At 67.6% G+C, this 18,176-nt stretch carries 17 protein-coding genes, 2 rRNA genes and 2 pseudogenes; 9 read left to right on the top strand and 12 right to left on the bottom strand.

Translation table 11 applies throughout. The features are described 5' to 3' along the window. The 3 genes from K309_RS0130235 to K309_RS0130245 all read left to right on the top strand — a co-directional run. Positions 1 to 72: ribosomal RNA gene (locus tag K309_RS0130235) — 23S ribosomal RNA — on the top strand; the annotation flags it as partial. A 113-nt stretch (positions 73 to 185) separates the two neighbouring features. After that, a 5S ribosomal RNA gene (gene rrf, locus K309_RS0130240) occupies positions 186 to 298 on the top strand. A gap of 133 nt (positions 299 to 431) precedes the next feature. After that, positions 432 to 701 carry a GIY-YIG nuclease family protein gene (locus tag K309_RS0130245; protein ID WP_029049819.1) on the top strand — a complete coding sequence of 90 codons (270 nt, stop codon included), beginning with the start codon at positions 432 to 434 and terminating at the stop codon, positions 699 to 701. A gap of 49 nt (positions 702 to 750) precedes the next feature. Here K309_RS0130245 and K309_RS0130250 read toward each other — a convergent pair whose 3' ends face one another. Then, positions 751 to 1,173 carry an organic hydroperoxide resistance protein gene (locus tag K309_RS0130250; protein ID WP_029049820.1) on the bottom strand — a complete coding sequence of 141 codons (423 nt, stop codon included), beginning with the start codon at positions 1,171 to 1,173 and terminating at the stop codon, positions 751 to 753. Between the two features lie 34 nt (positions 1,174 to 1,207). Continuing rightward, a complete protein-coding gene (locus tag K309_RS0130255; protein WP_029049821.1) occupies positions 1,208 to 1,696 on the bottom strand; it encodes a MarR family winged helix-turn-helix transcriptional regulator in 489 nt (162 codons plus the stop codon). A 166-nt stretch (positions 1,697 to 1,862) separates the two neighbouring features. Here K309_RS0130255 and K309_RS0130260 point away from each other — a divergent pair, with 166 nt between their 5' ends. Both K309_RS0130260 and K309_RS0130265 read left to right on the top strand, forming a co-directional pair. Then, positions 1,863 to 3,332: a DegQ family serine endoprotease gene (locus K309_RS0130260; protein ID WP_029049822.1), complete on the top strand. Its 1,470-nt coding sequence runs from the start codon at positions 1,863 to 1,865 to the stop codon at positions 3,330 to 3,332. A 259-nt stretch (positions 3,333 to 3,591) separates the two neighbouring features. Next, complete coding sequence (locus K309_RS0130265; RefSeq protein WP_029049823.1) at positions 3,592 to 3,924, top strand: hypothetical protein; 333 nt, start codon at positions 3,592 to 3,594, stop codon at positions 3,922 to 3,924. 146 nt (positions 3,925 to 4,070) lie between these two features. Here K309_RS0130265 and K309_RS40675 read toward each other — a convergent pair. The 4 genes and pseudogenes from K309_RS40675 to K309_RS0130290 form a co-directional block, all read right to left on the bottom strand. Beyond that, positions 4,071 to 4,593 (bottom strand): annotated as a pseudogene (locus K309_RS40675) (MFS transporter); the annotation flags it as partial. A 4-nt stretch (positions 4,594 to 4,597) separates the two neighbouring features. Further along, positions 4,598 to 6,589, bottom strand: coding sequence for a transglutaminase TgpA family protein (locus K309_RS0130280; protein ID WP_029049826.1), 1,992 nt, complete (start codon positions 6,587 to 6,589; stop codon positions 4,598 to 4,600). Then, a complete protein-coding gene (locus K309_RS0130285) occupies positions 6,586 to 7,653 on the bottom strand; it encodes a DUF58 domain-containing protein (protein ID WP_084402614.1) in 1,068 nt (355 codons plus the stop codon). The genes K309_RS0130280 and K309_RS0130285 overlap by 4 nt, the downstream gene beginning before the upstream one ends. Before the next feature lie 5 nt (positions 7,654 to 7,658). Then, positions 7,659 to 8,585: an AAA family ATPase gene (locus K309_RS0130290; protein WP_029049828.1), complete on the bottom strand. Its 927-nt coding sequence runs from the start codon at positions 8,583 to 8,585 to the stop codon at positions 7,659 to 7,661. 263 nt (positions 8,586 to 8,848) lie between these two features. On the opposite strand from K309_RS0130290, the gene K309_RS0130295 reads away from it, so the two are divergent. Then, the gene (locus tag K309_RS0130295; protein WP_029049829.1) at positions 8,849 to 9,697 is read left to right on the top strand and encodes a phytanoyl-CoA dioxygenase family protein; all 849 of its coding nucleotides are present in this window, start codon (positions 8,849 to 8,851) and stop codon (positions 9,695 to 9,697) included. 30 nt (positions 9,698 to 9,727) lie between these two features. Here K309_RS0130295 and K309_RS0130300 read toward each other — a convergent pair whose 3' ends face one another. Both K309_RS0130300 and K309_RS0130305 read right to left on the bottom strand, forming a co-directional pair. Next, a complete protein-coding gene (locus tag K309_RS0130300; protein ID WP_029049830.1) occupies positions 9,728 to 10,561 on the bottom strand; it encodes an IclR family transcriptional regulator in 834 nt (277 codons plus the stop codon). Positions 10,562 to 10,660: 99 nt separating this feature from the next. Continuing rightward, positions 10,661 to 12,295: an MFS transporter gene (locus K309_RS0130305; protein WP_035878609.1), complete on the bottom strand. Its 1,635-nt coding sequence runs from the start codon at positions 12,293 to 12,295 to the stop codon at positions 10,661 to 10,663. A 60-nt stretch (positions 12,296 to 12,355) separates the two neighbouring features. Between K309_RS0130305 and K309_RS0130310 the strand changes: the two genes are divergently transcribed. Further along, on the top strand, positions 12,356 to 13,375 hold the full coding sequence (locus K309_RS0130310) for a LysR family transcriptional regulator (RefSeq protein WP_029049832.1): 1,020 nt from the start codon (positions 12,356 to 12,358) through the stop codon (positions 13,373 to 13,375). A gap of 54 nt (positions 13,376 to 13,429) precedes the next feature. Here K309_RS0130310 and K309_RS0130315 read toward each other — a convergent pair whose 3' ends face one another. Both K309_RS0130315 and K309_RS0130320 read right to left on the bottom strand, forming a co-directional pair. Then, positions 13,430 to 13,711 carry a hypothetical protein gene (locus tag K309_RS0130315; RefSeq protein ID WP_029049833.1) on the bottom strand — a complete coding sequence of 94 codons (282 nt, stop codon included), beginning with the start codon at positions 13,709 to 13,711 and terminating at the stop codon, positions 13,430 to 13,432. Positions 13,712 to 13,872: 161 nt separating this feature from the next. After that, the gene (locus K309_RS0130320; protein ID WP_029049834.1) at positions 13,873 to 14,436 is read right to left on the bottom strand and encodes a YggT family protein; all 564 of its coding nucleotides are present in this window, start codon (positions 14,434 to 14,436) and stop codon (positions 13,873 to 13,875) included. Positions 14,437 to 14,646: 210 nt separating this feature from the next. Between K309_RS0130320 and K309_RS0130325 the strand changes: the two genes are divergently transcribed. Together K309_RS0130325 and K309_RS0130330 are read left to right on the top strand one after the other, a co-directional pair. Further along, complete coding sequence (locus K309_RS0130325; protein WP_029049835.1) at positions 14,647 to 15,105, top strand: MarR family winged helix-turn-helix transcriptional regulator; 459 nt, start codon at positions 14,647 to 14,649, stop codon at positions 15,103 to 15,105. A 154-nt stretch (positions 15,106 to 15,259) separates the two neighbouring features. Further along, positions 15,260 to 15,955 carry a glycine zipper 2TM domain-containing protein gene (locus tag K309_RS0130330; RefSeq protein ID WP_029049836.1) on the top strand — a complete coding sequence of 232 codons (696 nt, stop codon included), beginning with the start codon at positions 15,260 to 15,262 and terminating at the stop codon, positions 15,953 to 15,955. A gap of 31 nt (positions 15,956 to 15,986) precedes the next feature. Here K309_RS0130330 and K309_RS0130335 read toward each other — a convergent pair whose 3' ends face one another. After that, positions 15,987 to 17,534, bottom strand: coding sequence for an acyl-CoA synthetase (locus tag K309_RS0130335; RefSeq protein ID WP_029049837.1), 1,548 nt, complete (start codon positions 17,532 to 17,534; stop codon positions 15,987 to 15,989). 119 nt (positions 17,535 to 17,653) lie between these two features. Beyond that, a pseudogene (locus K309_RS37940) lies at positions 17,654 to 18,079 on the bottom strand (dienelactone hydrolase family protein); the annotation flags it as partial. Positions 18,080 to 18,176 lie beyond the last annotated feature (97 nt).

The following is an 18,176-nucleotide window of genomic DNA, read 5'->3' on the forward strand; positions in this document are numbered from 1 at the left end:
TGATAGGCTGGGTGTGGAAGCGCAGTAATGCGTTAAGCTAACCAGTACTAATTGCCCGTAAGGCTTGATCCTATAACCAGTGTGTTTCACCTGGTGAGTCGATCGCCTTGTGCCAGATACGCACAACCAAGACTACATCCCTATTCGTGACGCTGGCTTCAACCCCAGCGCCACAACCCCTCATGCCTGGTGACCATAGCGAGTTGGAACCACCCCTTCCCATCCCGAACAGGACCGTGAAACAACTCCGCGCCGATGATAGTGCGGATACCCGTGTGAAAGTAGGTCATCGCCAGGCTCTTATTGTGCAAAACCCCTCGACAGCGTGTGCTGCGAGGGGTTTTTGCTTTGGCGCTTCCGATTAAATGCTCGGCCTTTTTCGCCTCGCATCGACGTAATACCATCACGGTTGGACTAGCACCTTCCTCTTCATGTCAGCCGACGGCGCCTGGTATCTCTACCTGCTCGAATGTACCGGTAATTCCATCTACACCGGGATCACGACCGATGTTGCCCGCCGGTTCGCCCAGCATCTGTCGGGAAAAGGCGCCAAATATACCCGCTCGCGCAAGCCGATCCGTGTCATGGCCCAGCTCCGCTTTGAAACCAAATCGGAGGCGCTGAAGGCGGAAATCGAGATAAAGCGAATGAGTTCGGCGCAGAAGCGTGCATTTTGCGCGCAATATGAGAGCGCGAAGTAAAACGGCCAGGACCGCAAAGCAATCCTGGCCGTTTTGCCTGAGGCGCCGCTCAGACTACCGTCAGCGTCACGTCGATATTGCCACGGGTGGCATTCGAATACGGGCAAACCTGGTGAGCCTGTTCCACGAGCTTCTCCGCGGCCTCGCGTTCGAACCCCGGCAGCGAAATCTTCAATTCGACCTGGATGCCGAAACCCTGGGGAATCGGCCCGATGCCGACAGCACCTTCGATCGAAGCTTCCGCCGGCACATTGATCTTTTGCTGGCCCGCCGCATACCGGATCGCGCCCAGGAAGCAGGCCGAATAGCCCGCGGCGAACAGCTGTTCCGGATTCAGGCCATTGCCGGCGCCACCCATTTCCTTGGGGACTGCCAGCTTGACGTCCAGTTGGCCATCGGAGGTAGTGGCCCGGCCATCGCGGCCACCGGTGGCTTTGGCATTGGCGGTATAAACGACTTTTTCGAGTTTCATCTAAGGCTCCGGTTTGGTTGCCCGCAGGGGCGTATCAAGGCTTGCCGTCATGCGGCAGTGGGAAATCGGTACGCGCTGCTTCCAGCGTGGACCGCAATGCATGCAGGCGCTGCGTCAATGCCTGGATTTCTTCGATCGGGCACTGCGTGGCGCACAACATCTGCTCAGGAATGCGTTCGGCTGCGTTGCGCAGCCCCCGCCCGGCGTCAGTCAGGCGCACCAGCACCCGGCGCTCGTCGCCGGTATCGCGATTGCGGGTGATCAGGCCGCTGGCTTCCAAGCGCTTCAACAGCGGCGTCAACGTCCCGGAATCCAGCGCAAGGCGAGCCCCTAGCTCCGATACCGTCAGCGTCTCGACTTCCCACAATACCAACATCACCAGATATTGCGGATAAGTGAGTCCAAGCTCACCAAGCATAGGCTTGTACAGCTTGGTCATCGCCAGCGATGTCGAATACAGGGCAAAGCATAGTTGCCGATCGAGCAGCAGCCAATTCGGAATGTGGTCGTTGTCGCGTTCCATGCCGATATATTAGACACAATTAGATTGTGCGCAATATAAATTTGATGCCATGACGAAAGAGATGGTTGCGGCACCCGTAACCTTAAGCCTGTTTTAAGTCTCGGTCGCTAGCATGATCCCGTCGCGTCGCAAAGTGCCGACGCCACTTCTACGAAAGGACCCTGAGATGATTCGCCAGACCATTGCTCGCACGGCCGTTGGGATTGCGGCCCTCGCCGCCCTGGGCGGCGGGTATGCCTATCTGCAGAAGGAAGTCGTCACGCCCGGATACGCCGCTTCCACGCCCGCGCCTGTCGCAGCCGCGCAGCCGGCCGCGGCGGTGGCCACGCCGGCGGACTTCTCCGGCATCGTTGCGCAAAACGGGCCCGCCGTGGTCAATATCAGCGTGACCGCGCGCGCCCAACGCACCGCGGCGCAGATGCCGCCGGGGATCGATCCGGACGATCCGCTGTTCCAGTTCTTCAAGCGTTTCGGCCCTCAGTTCCAGGGCCCGCAAGGTGGCCAACAGCAACTGGTGCGCGGCCTGGGCTCGGGCTTTATCGTCAGTCCTGACGGCCTGATCCTGACCAATGCGCACGTCGTCGACGGTGCGCAAGAGGTAACCGTCAAGCTTACTGACCGTCGCGAGTTCAAGGCCAGGGTACTGGGCACCGATCCGCAGACCGATGTGGCGGTGATCCGCATCGATGCCAGGAACCTGCCGACGGTTCGCATGGGCGACCCTTCGCAGGTGCGCGTCGGCGAGCCGGTGCTGGCCATCGGTTCGCCGTACGGGTTCGAGAACACCGTGACTGCCGGTATCGTCAGCGCCAAGTCGCGCTCGCTGCCTGACGATACCTACGTGCCGTTCATCCAGACCGACGTGGCCGTCAACCCGGGCAACTCGGGGGGCCCGCTGTTCAACCAGCGTGGCGAGGTGATCGGCATCAACGCACAGATCTACAGCCAGACCGGCGGCTACCAGGGGTTGTCATTCGCAATCCCGATCGACGTGGCCACCAAGGTCCAGCAACAGCTCGTGGCGACCGGCAAGGTCACGCGCGGCCGACTCGGCATCAGCGTGCAGGAAGTCAACCAGGCGCTGGCGCAATCGTTCGGATTGCCCAAGCCGACCGGGGCGCTGGTCAACTCGGTCGAGCCGGACAGCCCCGCAGCGCGTGCGGGCCTCAAGCCGGGCGACGTGATCGTGCAGCTGGACAACGACGTGATCGACCATTCGGGCGACCTGCCCGAACATGTGGCCGACCTCAAGCCCGGCACGCAAAGCTCGCTGAAGATCATCCGCAAGGGGGAGCCGATGACTTTGTCGGTGAAAATCGGCACGGCCAAGGACCAGGCGGTGGCGCAGAAGGGTGGTGCCAATGAGGCCAGCGGCCGGCTCGGGCTGGCGGTGCGCCCGCTGTCGCCCGGGGAAAAGCGCGCCACCGGCATCGAAGGCGGCCTGGTGGTCGAAGACGTGACCGGCCCCGCGGCGCGGGTGGGCATCCAGCCGGGCGACGTGATCCTGTCGCTTAACGGCACGCCGATTACTTCGGCCGAGCAACTGAAATCGCTGGTGGCAAAGTCCGGCAAGCAGGTGGCGCTGCTGGTGCAACGCGACGATGCCCGCATCTTCATTCCGCTCGATATCGGTTAATGACTGATCGATGCGGCGCTGTCCGCCAATCGCTGTCCGCCAATCGTTAACTGACAAGGCTTTGCCGTTTACCGGGCCGTTACGCGGGCCGTATACCAGACCGGTATACGGCCCGCTAAGCCTTATGGGAAGCGGGATTCCACACAACCAATTACTTACAGAAGGCGCGCCAACAGGTATTATCTCGACTGCGATGCACGAAGCATGCGGCGGTAGCCCCGCCGGCCCTGGTTCTGCTGAATCGACAAAAAGGAAGTCTATGCAGTTGGATTTCACCCGCGCCACAACGCCGGGTACCGATAGAGCGCGGCGACTGACGTCAACGACGTCGGCGGCCGGCTCCGCGCCGAAGCCCCGGCGGCGCAAGAAAGTAGTTGCCCCGCATTGGGAGCGCGGCTACCGCTCGCATTTCTACCGCAATGAACGCGGCGACAAGCTTGGCGAAGTGCGCCTGTCCGAGCGCGGCGAAGTTCCCGTGGTCTACCACTGGGCCGCCGGCAATTACTCTGGCGCAGAAGGGTCGCTGGCCCACGCACGCGCGCGCGTCGAAGAAACCATCGGTTTCGGCATGCGCCAGCTGTCGCTGTTCTGAGCAGGTATTTCGCCGGTGCCGCGTCTGCCGGCACTGCGACCCGTCCGCGCCATCATTCACTTGCGCGGCGACTCCGCACCTCCCCGATTCTTCGCACTGCAGTCAATCCAGCGTTCCGCCACTGACGGCGGGAAGATGCGCGCGGTTCAGGCCAGATGCCGCTGCGCCAGCAGGAACGCCGCTGCGCCAAGCGCGAGCACCGCAATCAACCGGTAGATATCCTCGCAGGCAACCAGCCTGGCCTGTTGCTCGACCATCGCTGCGAGCTGCACCAGCGCACCCTGGTGTACCTGTGCGATGTCGAAGCCGCGCGCGGCCAGCGCCGCCTGCATCGACGCCATCCATTGCTGCGCCTCGGCGGGACGCTGGCCCAGCGCATGCAGCATTGGACCGCAACTGGCGGTTCTGCAGAAGCACCGCGCCCAGCGCCGAGGCAAACGAACTTGCGATTTGCCGCCTCAGGTTCTTGCTGCGGGAGCCGTGCGCGAACGCGTCGCCGCTGAGAGCACGGAAGGTCAGCCCCGCGATCGGGATGATCACCAGCATGCCGAACAGCCCCTTGCCAACCAGGCCCCACGCCAGCGCGGGCGGCCCCGCGCCGGGCTGCATGCGAGAGAACCACCATGCGGCCGCCGCCATCAGCAGCAGGCCGGCGATCATCAGCGGCTTTATATCAGGTGGGTGAGAATTTTTGCCTGCGCAGCAGGCCGGCGATTTCTCGCGTGGCTGCTCGCATGCGCTCCGCCGCCTGCCGCGCACGCGCCGGATCGGCATTGCCATAGCGTTGCCCGATGTAGGCCGCGGCAACCACCGCGATGGGCGCGGCCGCTTGCGGCAGTCGGGCGCTGGCGCGTGCGGCGAAATCTTGCGGGCCTTCGGCCGGCGTGCGCACGCAGCCGTGCCGGGCCAGCAGTTCGCAGAAGCGGCCGTAGGCAGCGTCAAGCGGATCAGCCTGCTCCCGGCGGCGCCACAGCGGCACCAGCGCGAGCAGGCACAGGATCCCCAGCGCGCCGGCCAGCATCTGCCCGGCACTGGCGCCGGTGCCGAGCGTGGCCAGCAGGCGCGCCTGTTGCGCGTGGTCATACTGCAGGACCCAGCGCTGCCAGTGGTAGACCATGCCCTCGTAGGCCCAGCGGATGTCCTGCAGCCAGCCAGGCCGGTGGGCCGGGCGCCAGCTCGCGGTCTCGGCGCCAAGAGCGGCGTCCAGGCCTTGCTCGATCCTGCTGGGCGCAACTGCGCTGGTCGGATCCACGCGCACCCAGCCGCGGCCTTCCAGCCAGACTTCGGCCCAGGCGTGGGCGTCGGACTGGCGCACGACGTAGTGGCCGCCGACGGGGTTGTATTCGCCGCCCTGGTAGCCGGTGATGACCCGTGCCGGCACGCCGGCGGCGCGCATCAGGAAGACGAAGCTGCTGGCGTAATGCTCGCAGAAGCCGCGCCGGGTGTCGAACACAAAACTGTCGACCTGCTCCGCGCCGAGCGGTGGCGGGCTGAGCGTGTAGGCAAACGGGGCGGCGGCAAACAGGCGCAGTGCCGCCTGCACGCGTGCGGCGGGATCGGCGTGCTGTGCGGCCCATGTGGACGCCAGTCTGCGGGCACGCGGATTGCCAGCGGGCAGGGCCAGCGCCAGCCGGCGCGTGGCGGCATCCAGTGCCTCCGGTGCCGGGGCGAGCGTCGATCGCGCCTGGTAGCGGATGCGCTGGTCCACCGGCCGGCGCGACATGAACTCGCCGTCTGGCGTGATGGCGGCGTCGGCGGACGGCGACAGGGCCTGCCCGCGGTCCAGCACCAGCAGCCAGTGCTGAGAACTGGGCTCCAGCGTGATGTTGTAATCGATTCCGTGTCTGTCCGAGACAGCAGCCGGCGCAGGCGCCAGTGCGTGCAGGCGCTGGCGTGCGGGACGCCAGGTGGTGCCGTCGTACTCCCACAGCACCAGCGCGCGCCAGTACAGCGCCGCGGCGGGCAGCGGCGGGCCGGCGACCTCGGCGCGCAGCGCCAGCGCCGGTGAGCGGATCAGCTGGCCGACGCTGCCGGGCCGCATCGTATCGCTGAGGCCGGTGGTACCGGTGGGCGCGGATTGGGGCAGTTGCCACAGCGGATGCTCCAGCCGCGGGAACAGCACGAACATGGCCACCGCCCACGGCAGGCCGAGCAGCGCCATGCGGCCCAGCATCGGCCAGATCGCCAGCCGGCTGCGCGCCTCCGGGTGGTGCAGCAGCAGCCAGTTGCGCAACACCCAGGCGCCGATCGCCAGGCCGTACAGCGCCAGCCAGAAGGGCTGGTCCGACAGGTACAGCGTCAGCAGCAGGTAGAAGGACAACTGCGTGACCAGCGTGGCATCGGCCAGCGCGCGGCACTCCAGCAGCTTGAGGATGACGAACGCACCCAGCAGCGCCACCGCCAGCTCGCGCCCAACCCCGTCGCCGGCCTGCCACGCCAGTGCACTGGCCACCATCAATACCAGCAGCGCTGTCGTGCCGAGCATCCAGCGCGACGGCAGTGGCGCGCGCCGGCGCCACAGCAGCCAGCGCCAGCCCAGCAGCAGCAACAGCAACAGGCTGACCGACACCGGCAGCGTGCGCGCCTGCGGCGCCAGCACCAGCGCCAGCTGGCCGAGCAGCATGCCGTGGTCTTCATGCCGCAGCGGCCGTGCCACGGCGTTCATGGGCGGGCTCCGGGCCGGGCCGGATGCTGCGGCCACAGCGCCAGCGCTTCCAGGCAGGCGCGCCGATGGCTCGCTCCACATGCGGGCGGCAGTTCAAGACCCGGCAGGCGCAGGCCGATTTCCGCGTCGTCCGGCGCGGCCAGCAGCCAGGCGCACAGCCGCGATAGCCGCGCTTCGGCGTCCATGCCCGCCGGCATCGCCTGCCAGTCGAGCCAGCGCGCCGGGCGCTGCGGCGGATCGCCGCTGCGGCTGAGCCACCGGCCGGTGCGCGCGCTGTGCTTCCACGCGATCCGGCGCAGCGGGTCGCCGCTGCGGTAGCGCCGCAACTGGTCGATGCCGTCGTCGCTCGGAACGGTGGACGCGGCATGTCCCGCGTCGTCCGCGCCGGGGCGATACGCGGCCGGCGGAGGCGGTGCATTGGCTTCCGGCGCCGGATAGACCAGCGTCGACAGCGGCAGGTCCGCATGGCTCCAGACGCGGAACAGCCCGAACGGGAAGCGGCTGCTGATCACCACGCGCGGCAGCACCAGCCGTCCGCGCCGCGGCGCTGGCACGTGCAGGGCAAGCGTGCCGCTGGCGTACCCGTCGAGTGTCAGCGTGGCGGGCAACACTTCGGGCAGCGCCGGCACGCGCGCCTCGACGCCGATGCGCGCGCCGGCGTCGGCGTTGTCGACGCGCAGCGCAAACGCCGCGAGCTGCCCGGCATGCACCGGCGCCACCGGGCCCGCGCTTACTGCCAGTTCAAGCAGGTTGCGGTACGCCAGCCACATGCACGACATGCCGATGCCGGCCAGCAGGAAGGTCAGCGCGAAACCCAGGCTGATGTTGTAGTTCAGCGAGGTCAGCAGCATCGCGCCGAGCAGCACGGCAAAGCCGATGCCGCCCCGCGCGGGAAGGATATAGAGATGGCGCCGGTCCAGCCGCACGGTGCCGCCGGACGGCCGGCGCGCGGCAAGGCGATGGCGCAAGAGGCTGGCGGACGCGAACAGCCCAGGCCTGGGCAGGCGCCGGTGTGCGGCGGCGCCGCCGTTGTTCTGCGACGCAGCCAGCGGATCGCTCGCCATGGGCGTCAGGGGATGGCCACGCCGGCAAGCAGTGCCGCCAGCTCGCCGTGCACCGCCGTGGGCCCGATTCCGCCCGCCGGCAGCAGCCGGTGCGCGGCCACCGCGGCAAAGACCGCCTGTACATCTTCAGGCAGCACCAGCTCGCGCTGCGCCAGCAGGGCCCAGGCACGGGCGCAGGCCAGCAGCGACAGCCCGGCGCGCGGCGACAGTCCTGCGGCAAAGCCGCCGTGCTGGCGCGTGGCCTGCACCAGCGCCAGCACATAGTCGACCAGCGCGGGGCTCGCGTACACCTGCGCGGCCGCCTGCTGCAGGGCCAGCACCTGCGCGGCATCCATCACCGGCGTCGCTTCGGCCGCGCTGGCGCCGCCGAGGTACAGCACGCGCTCGAAGGCGGGATCGGGATAGCCCAGCGACACGCGCATGGTGAAGCGGTCGAGCTGCGATTCAGGCAGCGCATGAGTGCCCAGCTGCTCCAGCGGATTCTGCGTGGCGATCACGAAAAATGGTGCCGGCAGCGCGTGCGTGGTGCCGTCATGCGTCACCTGCCGCTCGGCCATGGCTTCGAGCAGCGCGCTCTGGGTCTTGGGCGGCGCACGGTTGATCTCGTCGGCCAGCACCACTTGCGCGAACACCGGGCCGCGGTGGAAGCGGAATTCGCCCGCATCGCGCACGAACACCGAGACGCCGATCAGGTCCGCCGGCAGCAGGTCGCTGGTGAACTGCACGCGCTGGTACTGCAGCCCGAGCGTACGCGCCAGCGCATGCGCCAGCGTGGTCTTGCCCACGCCGGGCACGTCTTCCAGCAGCAGGTGGCCTCCCGCCAGCATGCAGGCCAGCGCCAGCCGCACTTGCTGCGGCTTGCCAAGGACGATGCGGCCCAGCTGGGCCTGGGCCTCGGCCAGCGAAGCGACGATGCGTGGGCGGGCAGTCACGTTGGACCTCGGCGCAAAGGAGTGGAAGGAAGCCGGATTGGCGGCTACGGATCCGCGGCAAGAATGGGAACGCAGTCCAGCGCATTGTAGCGGCGTGCGCGGCACGCGGCACCGTCTGTTTCCGAACGGAGACACCACCGGCCGGCGGCGGTGCACCTCAATGGCGCAGCGGCTGCGCCAGATCGCGCCGGTTCTGGCATCATGAGCCTGTCGGGCCACCGACGGCCCACCCGCGTTTCTTTCTCCTTCCGCTGCCCGCTGCAATGACTGCCTCGCTGGACCCCTCTGCCGACCTGCCTGCCGACCTCCCTGCCGCCGCCGTGCTGACCCCAGACGCCGCCGATTCCGACGCGCTGCTGCGCCTGGCGCAGGCCTTCCATGCCAGCGGCTTCGTGATCCTGCGCGGCTTCGGCAACGAGGCAGACTGCGCCGCGCTGGAAGCGGTGGCGCGCAGGCACCTGGCGGCGGCGGTGCCACCGGTGGAGTTCGAGGCCGACCTGGGCTATCCCGGCGCCCCGGCCGCGCGCGACGCCGCCGGCGGCGGCACCGTCAGGCGGCTGCGCCAGGCCTACGGCCGCGACGAGGTGTTCCGCGCCTGGGCTACCGACCCGAAGCTGGTGTCGGTGGTGCAGGCGCTGCTGGGCGAACCCGCGTGCCTGACGTTGGCGCACCACAACTGCGTGATGACCAAGCACCCGCACTACGGCAGCCAGACCGGCTGGCACCGCGACACGCGCTATTGGTCGTTTGCCAAGCCCGAGCTGGTGACGGTATGGCTGGCGCTGGGCGACGAGGACGAAAGCAACGGCGTGCTGCGCGTCATACCGGGATCGCATCGCGCGGCGCTGGAGCCGGGCCAGCTGGATCCCGCGGAATTCCTGATCGAGGCGCACCCCGCCAGCCAGCCGCTGCTGCAGGCGGCGCGGCCGCTCGCGCTGCACCGCGGCGACGTGCTGTTTTTCGACAGCCGGCTGTTCCATGCGGCGGGGCGCAATGCCTCGAACGCGGTCAAGCTGTCGGTGGCCTTTGCGTATTTCGGCGCCGGCAACCGGCCGCTGGACGGCACGCGTTCGGCAGAGTTCGGCAGCGTGGCGCTGCCGGTGGCCGGCTGACACAGCCAGTGTGGGTGGCGGGGGCGGCGTTCAGGTACGCAGCCCGACCAGCCCTGAGATCTTCTCCGAAGCTTCGAGCAGCGGCGGCAGGAAGCGCTCCAGCATTTCCTGCGCGCTGGTGCGGTTGGCCTGGCCGCTGATATTGATCGCGGCGATGGTCTGGCCGGCGCGGTTGCGGATCGGCGCCGCCAGCGACACCAGTCCCTCTTCCAGCTCCTGGTCGTTGAGTGCCCAGCCGCGCGTGCGGATATCGGCGACGATGGTCTTCAGCGCATCGATGTCGGTCACGGTGCGGGTGGTGCGCGCACGCAACTCGCTGGCGCGCAGCACGCTGTCCAGCTCGGCTTCATTGAGCCCCGCCATCAGCACGCGGCCCATCGACGAGCAATACGCCGGCAGCCGGCTGCCGATCGACAGGTTGATCGTCATGATCTTGCGCGCCGGCACGCGCAGCACGTAGACGATCTCGGTCCCGTCCAGCACGGAGATCGAGCAGCTTTCATGCACCTGCTGCGACAGCGTCTCCATGATCGGCTCGGCCAGGTTCCAGAACGGCATCGAGGTCAGGTAGGCAAAGCCGAGGTCGAGGATCTTGGGCGTCAGCCGGAACAGCCGCCCGTCGGCCTGCACATAGCCCAGTCCCACCAGCGTCAGCAGGATGCGGCGCGCCCCCGCGCGCGTGAGGCCGCTGGCCTGGGCGATCTCCGTCAGCGTCTGCGCCGGGTGCTGGGCATTGAAGGCACGGATGACCGACAGCCCGCGTGCAAAGGACTGCACATAGCTGTCGCTTGGCTTCTCGGGCGCGGCGCTGCCTGCGCTCTGGGGCGCCTGCGCGTCGCGTGGGGAGTCGGTGGAACTGGCCATCGGTGTAGCACCGGCGCGGGTCGCCGGATTGGCACGGAAAGGCCGAAAGGGTAGAGGAAATGCCGGCGCAACGCCAGTGCCGGGCCCGCCAGGGGCGTCCTAGCGGAAGCTGCGCTGCACCAGCACGAACACCGCGCCGAGCACGCAGATCACCGCAAAGCCATGCAGCATGTCCATGCCGGCCAGCAGCGTGGCCTGCCGGTCGATTTCCAGCGAGATCTTGGCCAGCCCCGCGGCCGACAGCGCATCCGGCGACTGCAGCGCCGGGTTGAAGCGTGTGACCTGTTCGACCAGGTGGGTGCGGTGCTCGGCCAGCCCGTCCTGCATGAACACGCTGGCCAGGCCGGTGCCCACGGCCGAGGCAATCTGCTTGCACACGTTCTTGAACTGGTAGGCGTGCGAGAAATCCTCGACCGGCACCTCCAGGTAAGTCATCGAGGCCACCTGCACCATCAGCAGCACCGGCGTCAGCCCTTCCAGCAGCACCACCGGCACCAGCGCATAGTCGGGCGCGCCCGGCATCAGCTGGTGCGAAAACAGCATCGCTGCGCAGGCATAGAAGATAAAGCCAAGCGCGATCACGCGCCGCTTGCGGAACACCAGCGCCATGCCTAGCGTGATGACGATGGCGGCGATGGTCGCCACCGTGCCGCTGGTTGCCAGCAGCATGCAGGTGGTGCGGAAGGTCAGGCCCAGGCCGGTCTGCGTCAGCGACGGCAGCAGGAAGGCCCATGCCGACGACATCAGGTAATACAGCGTGTAGAAGCCCAGGCCGTAGAGATACTGGCGCCCGGCCAGCCGCGACAGGTCGATCCACGGGTCGGGATGGCGGTACAGGCGCCAGCCGGCGAAGGCGAACAGCGCCAGGCCGCACAGCGCGGCCAGCGGCATTTCCAGGGAATTGAAGAAGCGCGTGTAGCGCATTTCCTGCAACGTATGCAGGAACACCAGCGCACCCGCCGCCGCCGCGATCGCGGCGGGCCAGTCCAGCGTCGACACCGGCGGATGCGGGTCGCGCGGCGCGCGCGTCGGGTAGGTCAGCGCCACCGACAGCAGCACCGGCAAGGCAATGCCGGCCTGGAACAGGAACACCGCGCGCCAGCCGATATCGTCGAGGAAAATGCTGGTCAGCCACGGCGCGATCGCCAGCATCGAGAACGCGCCGCCGCCGAAGCGCAGCATCAGGGCGCCGCGTTCGGCCGGCGTCGACACCAGCTGCACCAGGATGCGCGAGGCCGCGAACAGGCCCCCGGCGCCCAGGCCCTGCACCGCCTTGCCGGAGATCAGTCCGGCGGGGCTGGCAAACTCGGCGCAGATCAGCGAACCCAGGATGAACACCACCAGCGACGCCAGCGTAAAGCGCTTGTACGTGATGCGGCGCGCGACCTGGTCTAGCACCATGTTCATCAGCACCGCGGTGGAGGCATAGGCGGAGACCGCGTACAGGTAGTCTTCGGGCGCTGCGCCGACGCCGCCCTGGATATGCTGGCTGGCCACGCCCATCATCAGCGTGGAAGAAAAGTCGATGCCGGTGACCAGGCCGAGCGTCAGGCCGAACAATGAAAGACGCCAGTGACCCATTTCGGGGTGACTGGCGAGTTGCATGCGGGGGCGTGCTGGGGTGGAGGTCGGGATCGAAGCGGGGATCGAGGCGGGGGCGGAGGCTGCCGGGACTGTCGTTGCCAGCACTGGGGCTGAGCCGTCCGGTGCAGCCGGTACAGGCGTTTGTTGCATCGCTCAAGCATAATGTCGCCTGCCGCAGAGAACTACAGGCTGTAAGGGAAACATTGTCCGGTGAATCAAACAATTCAATGGAACGACTGGGAAGCGTTCTGCTGCGTCGTCGAGCAGGGAACGTTTACGGCCGCGGCGGAGCAGCTCGATTGCCCCAAGTCGCGCGTCTCGGCCGCGGTGGCGCGGCTGGAAACCGCCATCGGCGCCAAGCTGCTGGAGCGCACCACGCGGCGCATGCGCCTCACCGATGCCGGCAAGGCCGTGTATCGCGATGTGGCGCCGCTGTTCGCGCGGCTGCGCGAGATCCGGCAGGAGACGCTGGCCCGCGAGGAGCGCGTGCAGGGCGTGCTGCGTATCGCCACGCCTTATGAATTCGGCGCCCAGCAGTTGGGCGGGGTGATCTGCCGCACACTCGCCGCGCATCCGGCGCTGGATGTGGCGGTGGAGATCACGCAGGGACTGGTCGACCCGATCCGCGACGGGTTTGACGTGGCTTTCGTCATCGTCGATGCCGACCTGCCCGACTCCGGCACGGTGGCCCGCCGCATCTACCACGTCGAGCGCGGGCTGTTCGCCGCGCCGTCGCTGGCGGACAGCCTGCCGGCGCAGTTGCGCCCGGAAGACCTGGCCAACATGCCGACGCTGACCACGCCGGGTGACACGGTCTGGGAATTCACCCGCGACGGCGAGACCGTCTCCGTGCCGATCCGTCCGCGCATGCAGACCTTCAACGCCGAACTGCGCCTGCAGGGCGCGCTGGCGGGGCTCGGCATCGCGCGCCTGTCGGTGAACTACTGCGAGGCAGAGATCGCGCAGGGCCGACTGGTGCGGGTGCTGCCGGACTTCCCGCTGCCGCCGCTGCGCGTGTTCGCGCTGCTGCCGGACCGGCGCCTGCAACCGCGCAAGGTGCGCGTGTTCATGGAAGCGATTGAATCGATGATGGTGTCGGAGCTGGGGCCCGAGTCAGGCCTGGAAGGGATCGAGCCCGGCGAGTGGGCGAGGGAGGGCGCTGGGCCCGAAGACGACGCGCAGGCGGAGGGAAGCGGCCTGGCAGAGGGAGAGGTCCGGCCAGCGGGTTGAGGACGCCGGCGGGCTACCACGGCGCGAGGCCGTGGCAAGGGAATGCACAGGAACTCAGGCGCCTTCGGTGAAGCTGTCGCGGCGGTCGGTGATGGCGGCGCCGTCGGTGAACGGATCGACCTTGCCTTGCTTGGCACCGTCGGTGTACGGATCGGCGCGGCCGATGCGCGCGCCGTCCAGGAACGGGTCGGCCTTGCCGGCGTGGGCGATGCCGCCGTCCAGCCGTGCGATATCGGAAACGGGCTCAGAGGCGTGCGCGGCGACGGCGGCAAACGACAGGCCGGCCGCGCACAGCAGGGAAAGCGCCAGGCTGCGGCGTGGTGCGAGGGTCTTCATGGAGTGTTTTCCTTCTTGGCAGGGTTCGTGGCTGCAGCGCCACGTCGCCTGTAATGTAGGACTTCACACTAAGCAGAAAAAGCGTCAATTCTCGAAACACTGTCCAGGCATCTGGACAATGCGCCAGTCTGCACCGGCGCCATCGCAGCGGCCCGTGGGCCTCAAAAATGCATGTTGAAGACGCTCGCGCCCAGCCTGGCGATCACCATCAGCAGGATCTGCGCGATCACGAACAGCACCAGCGGCGAGACATCGAAGCCGCCAAGGCGCGGCACCACGCGCTGGATCGGACGCAGCACCGGCGCGGTCAGGTGGTCGATGGCGGGCGTGATCGGCGAATGCGGGTTGACCCACGACAGGATCGCCATCAGCAGCGTGACCCACATCACCAGGCTGATCGCCCACTTCAGCACGTACAGCAACGCGGTCAGCAGCACCGCCGGAAGGAACGCCAGCAGGTCGGCGTTGCTGAGCAGCGCGACCAGCAACAGGAACACGACCGCCGTCAGCCAGGCCGCCACCACCGTGGCCCAGTCGATGCCGCCCACGCCCGGAATGATCCGGCGCAGCGGCCGCACCAGCCAGTCGGTGATCTGGAACACCCCCTGCGAGACCGGGTTGCGTGTCGGCAGCCGCGTCAGCTGCATCCAGACGCGCAGCAGCAGGGCCATGCCGAACAGGGTAAAGATGGTATCCAGCAGGAAGAGGGCGATTTCCGTAAACATCGATGCGGTTTCCGGTGGGTTAGGGTGTCTGCAACCGCACAGATTCTGCCATAGCCCGGCGTCACACCGGCACATCCGGGGCACATGCCTGTGGCGCGTCCAACATGCCGGCGCCGCCCTATAATTGCGAGCGCTCGTGGCCGCACTGCGCCGGTGGCGGGCACGTTCCCGTTTTTCCGCGCTTTTCGTCGCGTTCTTCCGTCTAGCCCTATGCCCAGCAAGCCAGCCTCCTCCCGCAACCCTGCGCCGCTCACCAAGGCGGACTTCGAGGCGCTCTCGGACTTCCGCTACCAGCTGCGGCGCTTCCTGCGGTTTTCCGAGGATGCGGCGCGCGAGGAGGGGCTGACCGTGCAGCAGTACTTGCTGCTGCTGCATATCCGCGGCAGCGCCGAGAAGGAATGGGCCTCGATCGGAGAGCTGGCCGAACGCCTGCAGGCCAAGCAGCACGGCGTGGTGGCGCTGGTCAACCGCTGCGAGGCGGCCGGGCTGGTCAAGCGCCGCCTCAATCCCGAGGACCGGCGCGTGGTGCAGGTACACCTGCTGGCCAAGGGCGAGCGCAGCCTGAACCGGCTGGCGATGCTGCATCGGACCGAGCTGGAATCGCTGCGCAATACCTTCCGCGTGGCGCGCATCACACAGTTCAACGACGACGGGGCCGAGCGCGGCTGAGCCCGCCAACTTGTCGCCAACCGGTCGCCAACCGGTCGCCGCGCATCCGGTTACAGGCAGTTACCAATCAAAAGCTCCGGTGACACCCGCCGCCCGCGGGCGGCCCTAGACTCGCGCGCATTCATCAATACGCGCAGTGCGCAGGAGTCGAGCCATGTCCATCCCCTTTCGTTCGGTTGTGCTTGCGGTGCTGGGCGCCGGTGCGCTGGCCGGGTGTGCCACGCCGTATGGCTATGACAACGGCTATGGCGCGGGGTATGGCAGCGGCTACGGCACCAATACGGCCTATGGCGGCAGCTATGGTGGAAGCTACGGCACCAGCGGCACCACCATCAGCGGCTACCCGGCGCAGCAGGGCTATCCACAACAGGGCTACCCGCAGCAGGGCTACCCCCAGCAACAGTATCCGCAGCAAGGCTATCCGCAACAAGGGTATCCGCAGCAGCAATATCCGGACGGCGGCTACGACAACAGCAACTATGGCAACAACAACTACGGCAACCAGGCGTACGGCGTGCGCTACGGCTGGGTAGAGGCCATCGAAGTGGTTGCCGGCCAGCCACCTTCGACCAGCGGCGCGGGCGCGGTGGTCGGGGGCATCGTCGGCGGCTTGCTCGGCCACCAGGTTGGCGGCGGCCGCGGCAATACGGTAGCGACCATCGGCGGCGCGGTGGTCGGCGCGGTGGCCGGCAACGAGGTCGAGAAGCGCACCGGCACCAGCGCGCCGGCCTACCGCGTGCGCGTGCGCACCAGCGACAACGGCTACCTGACGCTGACGCAGTCCGACGCTTACCGCATGCGTATCGGCGATCGCGTCAAGGTCGAGAACGGCGTCGCGGTGCCGTACTGACCGATGCCGATGTGATGTCGATCCCGGCCGGCTAGGCTTCGGTGCTGAACAACTGCGCGTAATCCTCGCGCAGCTGGCGCTTGAGCAGCTTGCCGGCCGTATTGCGCGGCAGGTCGTCGACGAACACGATGCGCTTGGGCACCTTGAACGGCGCAAGCGCCCGGCGCGCATGCGCGATCAGCGCGTCTTCGCTGGCCTCCTGGTCGCGCTTGCGCACCACGCACGCGGCCACTGCCTCGACCCACTTCGGATGAGGCAGCGCGAACACGGCCGCTTCAGCCACCGCGCCATGCGTGTACAGGCACTCTTCCACTTCCCGGCTCGATACCAGCACGCCGCCTGAATTGATCACGTCCTTGATCCGGTCGACCACGTACAGGTAGCCCTCGGCATCCATGTAGCCAAGGTCTCCGGAATGGAACCAGCCGCCGGCAAAGGCTTCGGCGGTCTGTTCCGGCTTGTCCCAGTACTCGGTCAGCAGCTGCGGCGAGCGGTGCACGATCTCGCCGAGCTCGCCGGGGGGGACGTCCCCCATGGTCTCGTCGACGATGCGCGTCTCGACATTCAGCACAGGCCGTCCTGCCGACGCGGGACGCGCCGCATGCTCGTCGGGCCCCAGCACTGTCGCCAGCGGCCCGATTTCGCTTTGCCCGTAGCAGTTGTAGAAGCGCAGCGCCGGCAGGTTCTGCTGCAACTCCAGCAGCACCGGCACCGGCATGATCGATGCCCCATAGTAGGCCTTGACCAGCGCGCCGAGCCTGGCGGGATCGAACTCGGCATGGCGCAGCAGCGCGATCCAGACCGTGGGCGGGGCAAAGAAGCTGGTGATGCCTTCCGTGTGGATGGTGCGCAGGCAGTAGCCCGCCTCGGGGCTGTCGGCGATCAGCGTGGTGCCGCCGCACAGCAGCAGCGGCATCAGGAACACGTGCATCTGCGCCGAGTGGTACAGCGGCAGCGCGGCCAGCGAATAGTCCGTGGCGCGGATATCGCAGGCGGCGATGGTGCTGGCATACTCGGCCAGCAGGGCGCGGTGGGTCAGCACCGCGCCCTTGGGTGCGGAAGTCGTGCCGGACGTGTACAGGATCTGCGCCGGCGTGGTGTCGGCGAGGCTGTCGGGCACCGGTAGCTCGGGTCCGTGGGCCGCCGCGGCCAGAATATCGCTCGCCGGGCCGCCACCATGCAGCGTGCCGCTGATGCGGCATGGCAGGCCCTCGATGCGCCCGGCCAGTGCCGGGTCGGCAAAGATCGCGCTGGCGCCAGATTGCGTGACCAGGTATTCCACTTCCGGCCGCGTCATCGAAAAGTTGACCGGCACATGGATCAGGCCGCTGCGCAGGCAGGCCAGCCACAGCAGCACGTACGCATCAGAGTTCTTGCCGAAGGCTGCGACGCGGTCGCCGGGGCGCAGGCCCCATTGTGCCAGCGCGCCAGCCACGCGGGCGGCGGCGAGGTCGAGTTCGCGATAGCTCCAGGCGCGCTCGCCGAAGCGGATCGCGGTCTTGGCCGGGCTGCGCCGTACCGCGCGCGCGATGGCATCGGGGATGGTGTTGCGCAGGGCGCGCTGCTGCTCTGACTGCATGGTGGTCTCCGTCGTTATGGTTTGAGGGGCCAGCAAGTCTTTGAAGCCAAGCGCCGAGGATAAGGGCTGCCGCCTTGCCATGGCAAGGCGGCGAGGCGCGCATGGGTGCCCCGGGGCTGTTACAGCGTCTGCGCCAGGAATGCAAGCGCGCGCCCGTGTGCCAGCGCGGCACTGGGCTGGTGGTACGAGGCCCGAGCCCAGCAGTTGAAGCCGTGGTCGGCATTGTCGTAGACGTGGATCTCGGTGCCGGGTTTGCCCGCCATCGCATCGCGCACGCCTTGCACCGCTGCGGGCGGGATGTGCGCGTCGAGCGCGCCGTAGTGGAACTGCACCGGCACGCGGATATTCGCCGCTTCCTGCAGCCGGTTCTGGATACCGCCGCCGTAGTACGGCACCGCCGCGTCGACCAGCCCGCGTGCTGCGCTCAGGTACGTCAGCAGCCCGCCGAAGCAGTAGCCCACCGCGGCGACCTTGCCGGCGCCGGTGCGCTGGCGCAGCGTCCGCACGGTGGCGGCGATGTCGCCGAGCGTGGCTTCGATATCGACCGAATTACTCATAAGTCAGGAATTTAGCGGACAAATGTTCTATGCTTGAGCGATAGTCATTGAGGAGTGCGCTCATGAAACGGGACGGCCGCAGCCT

It is taken from the genome of Cupriavidus phytohabitans (genome assembly GCF_000426345.1).
Classification (GTDB): domain Bacteria; phylum Pseudomonadota; class Gammaproteobacteria; order Burkholderiales; family Burkholderiaceae; genus Cupriavidus.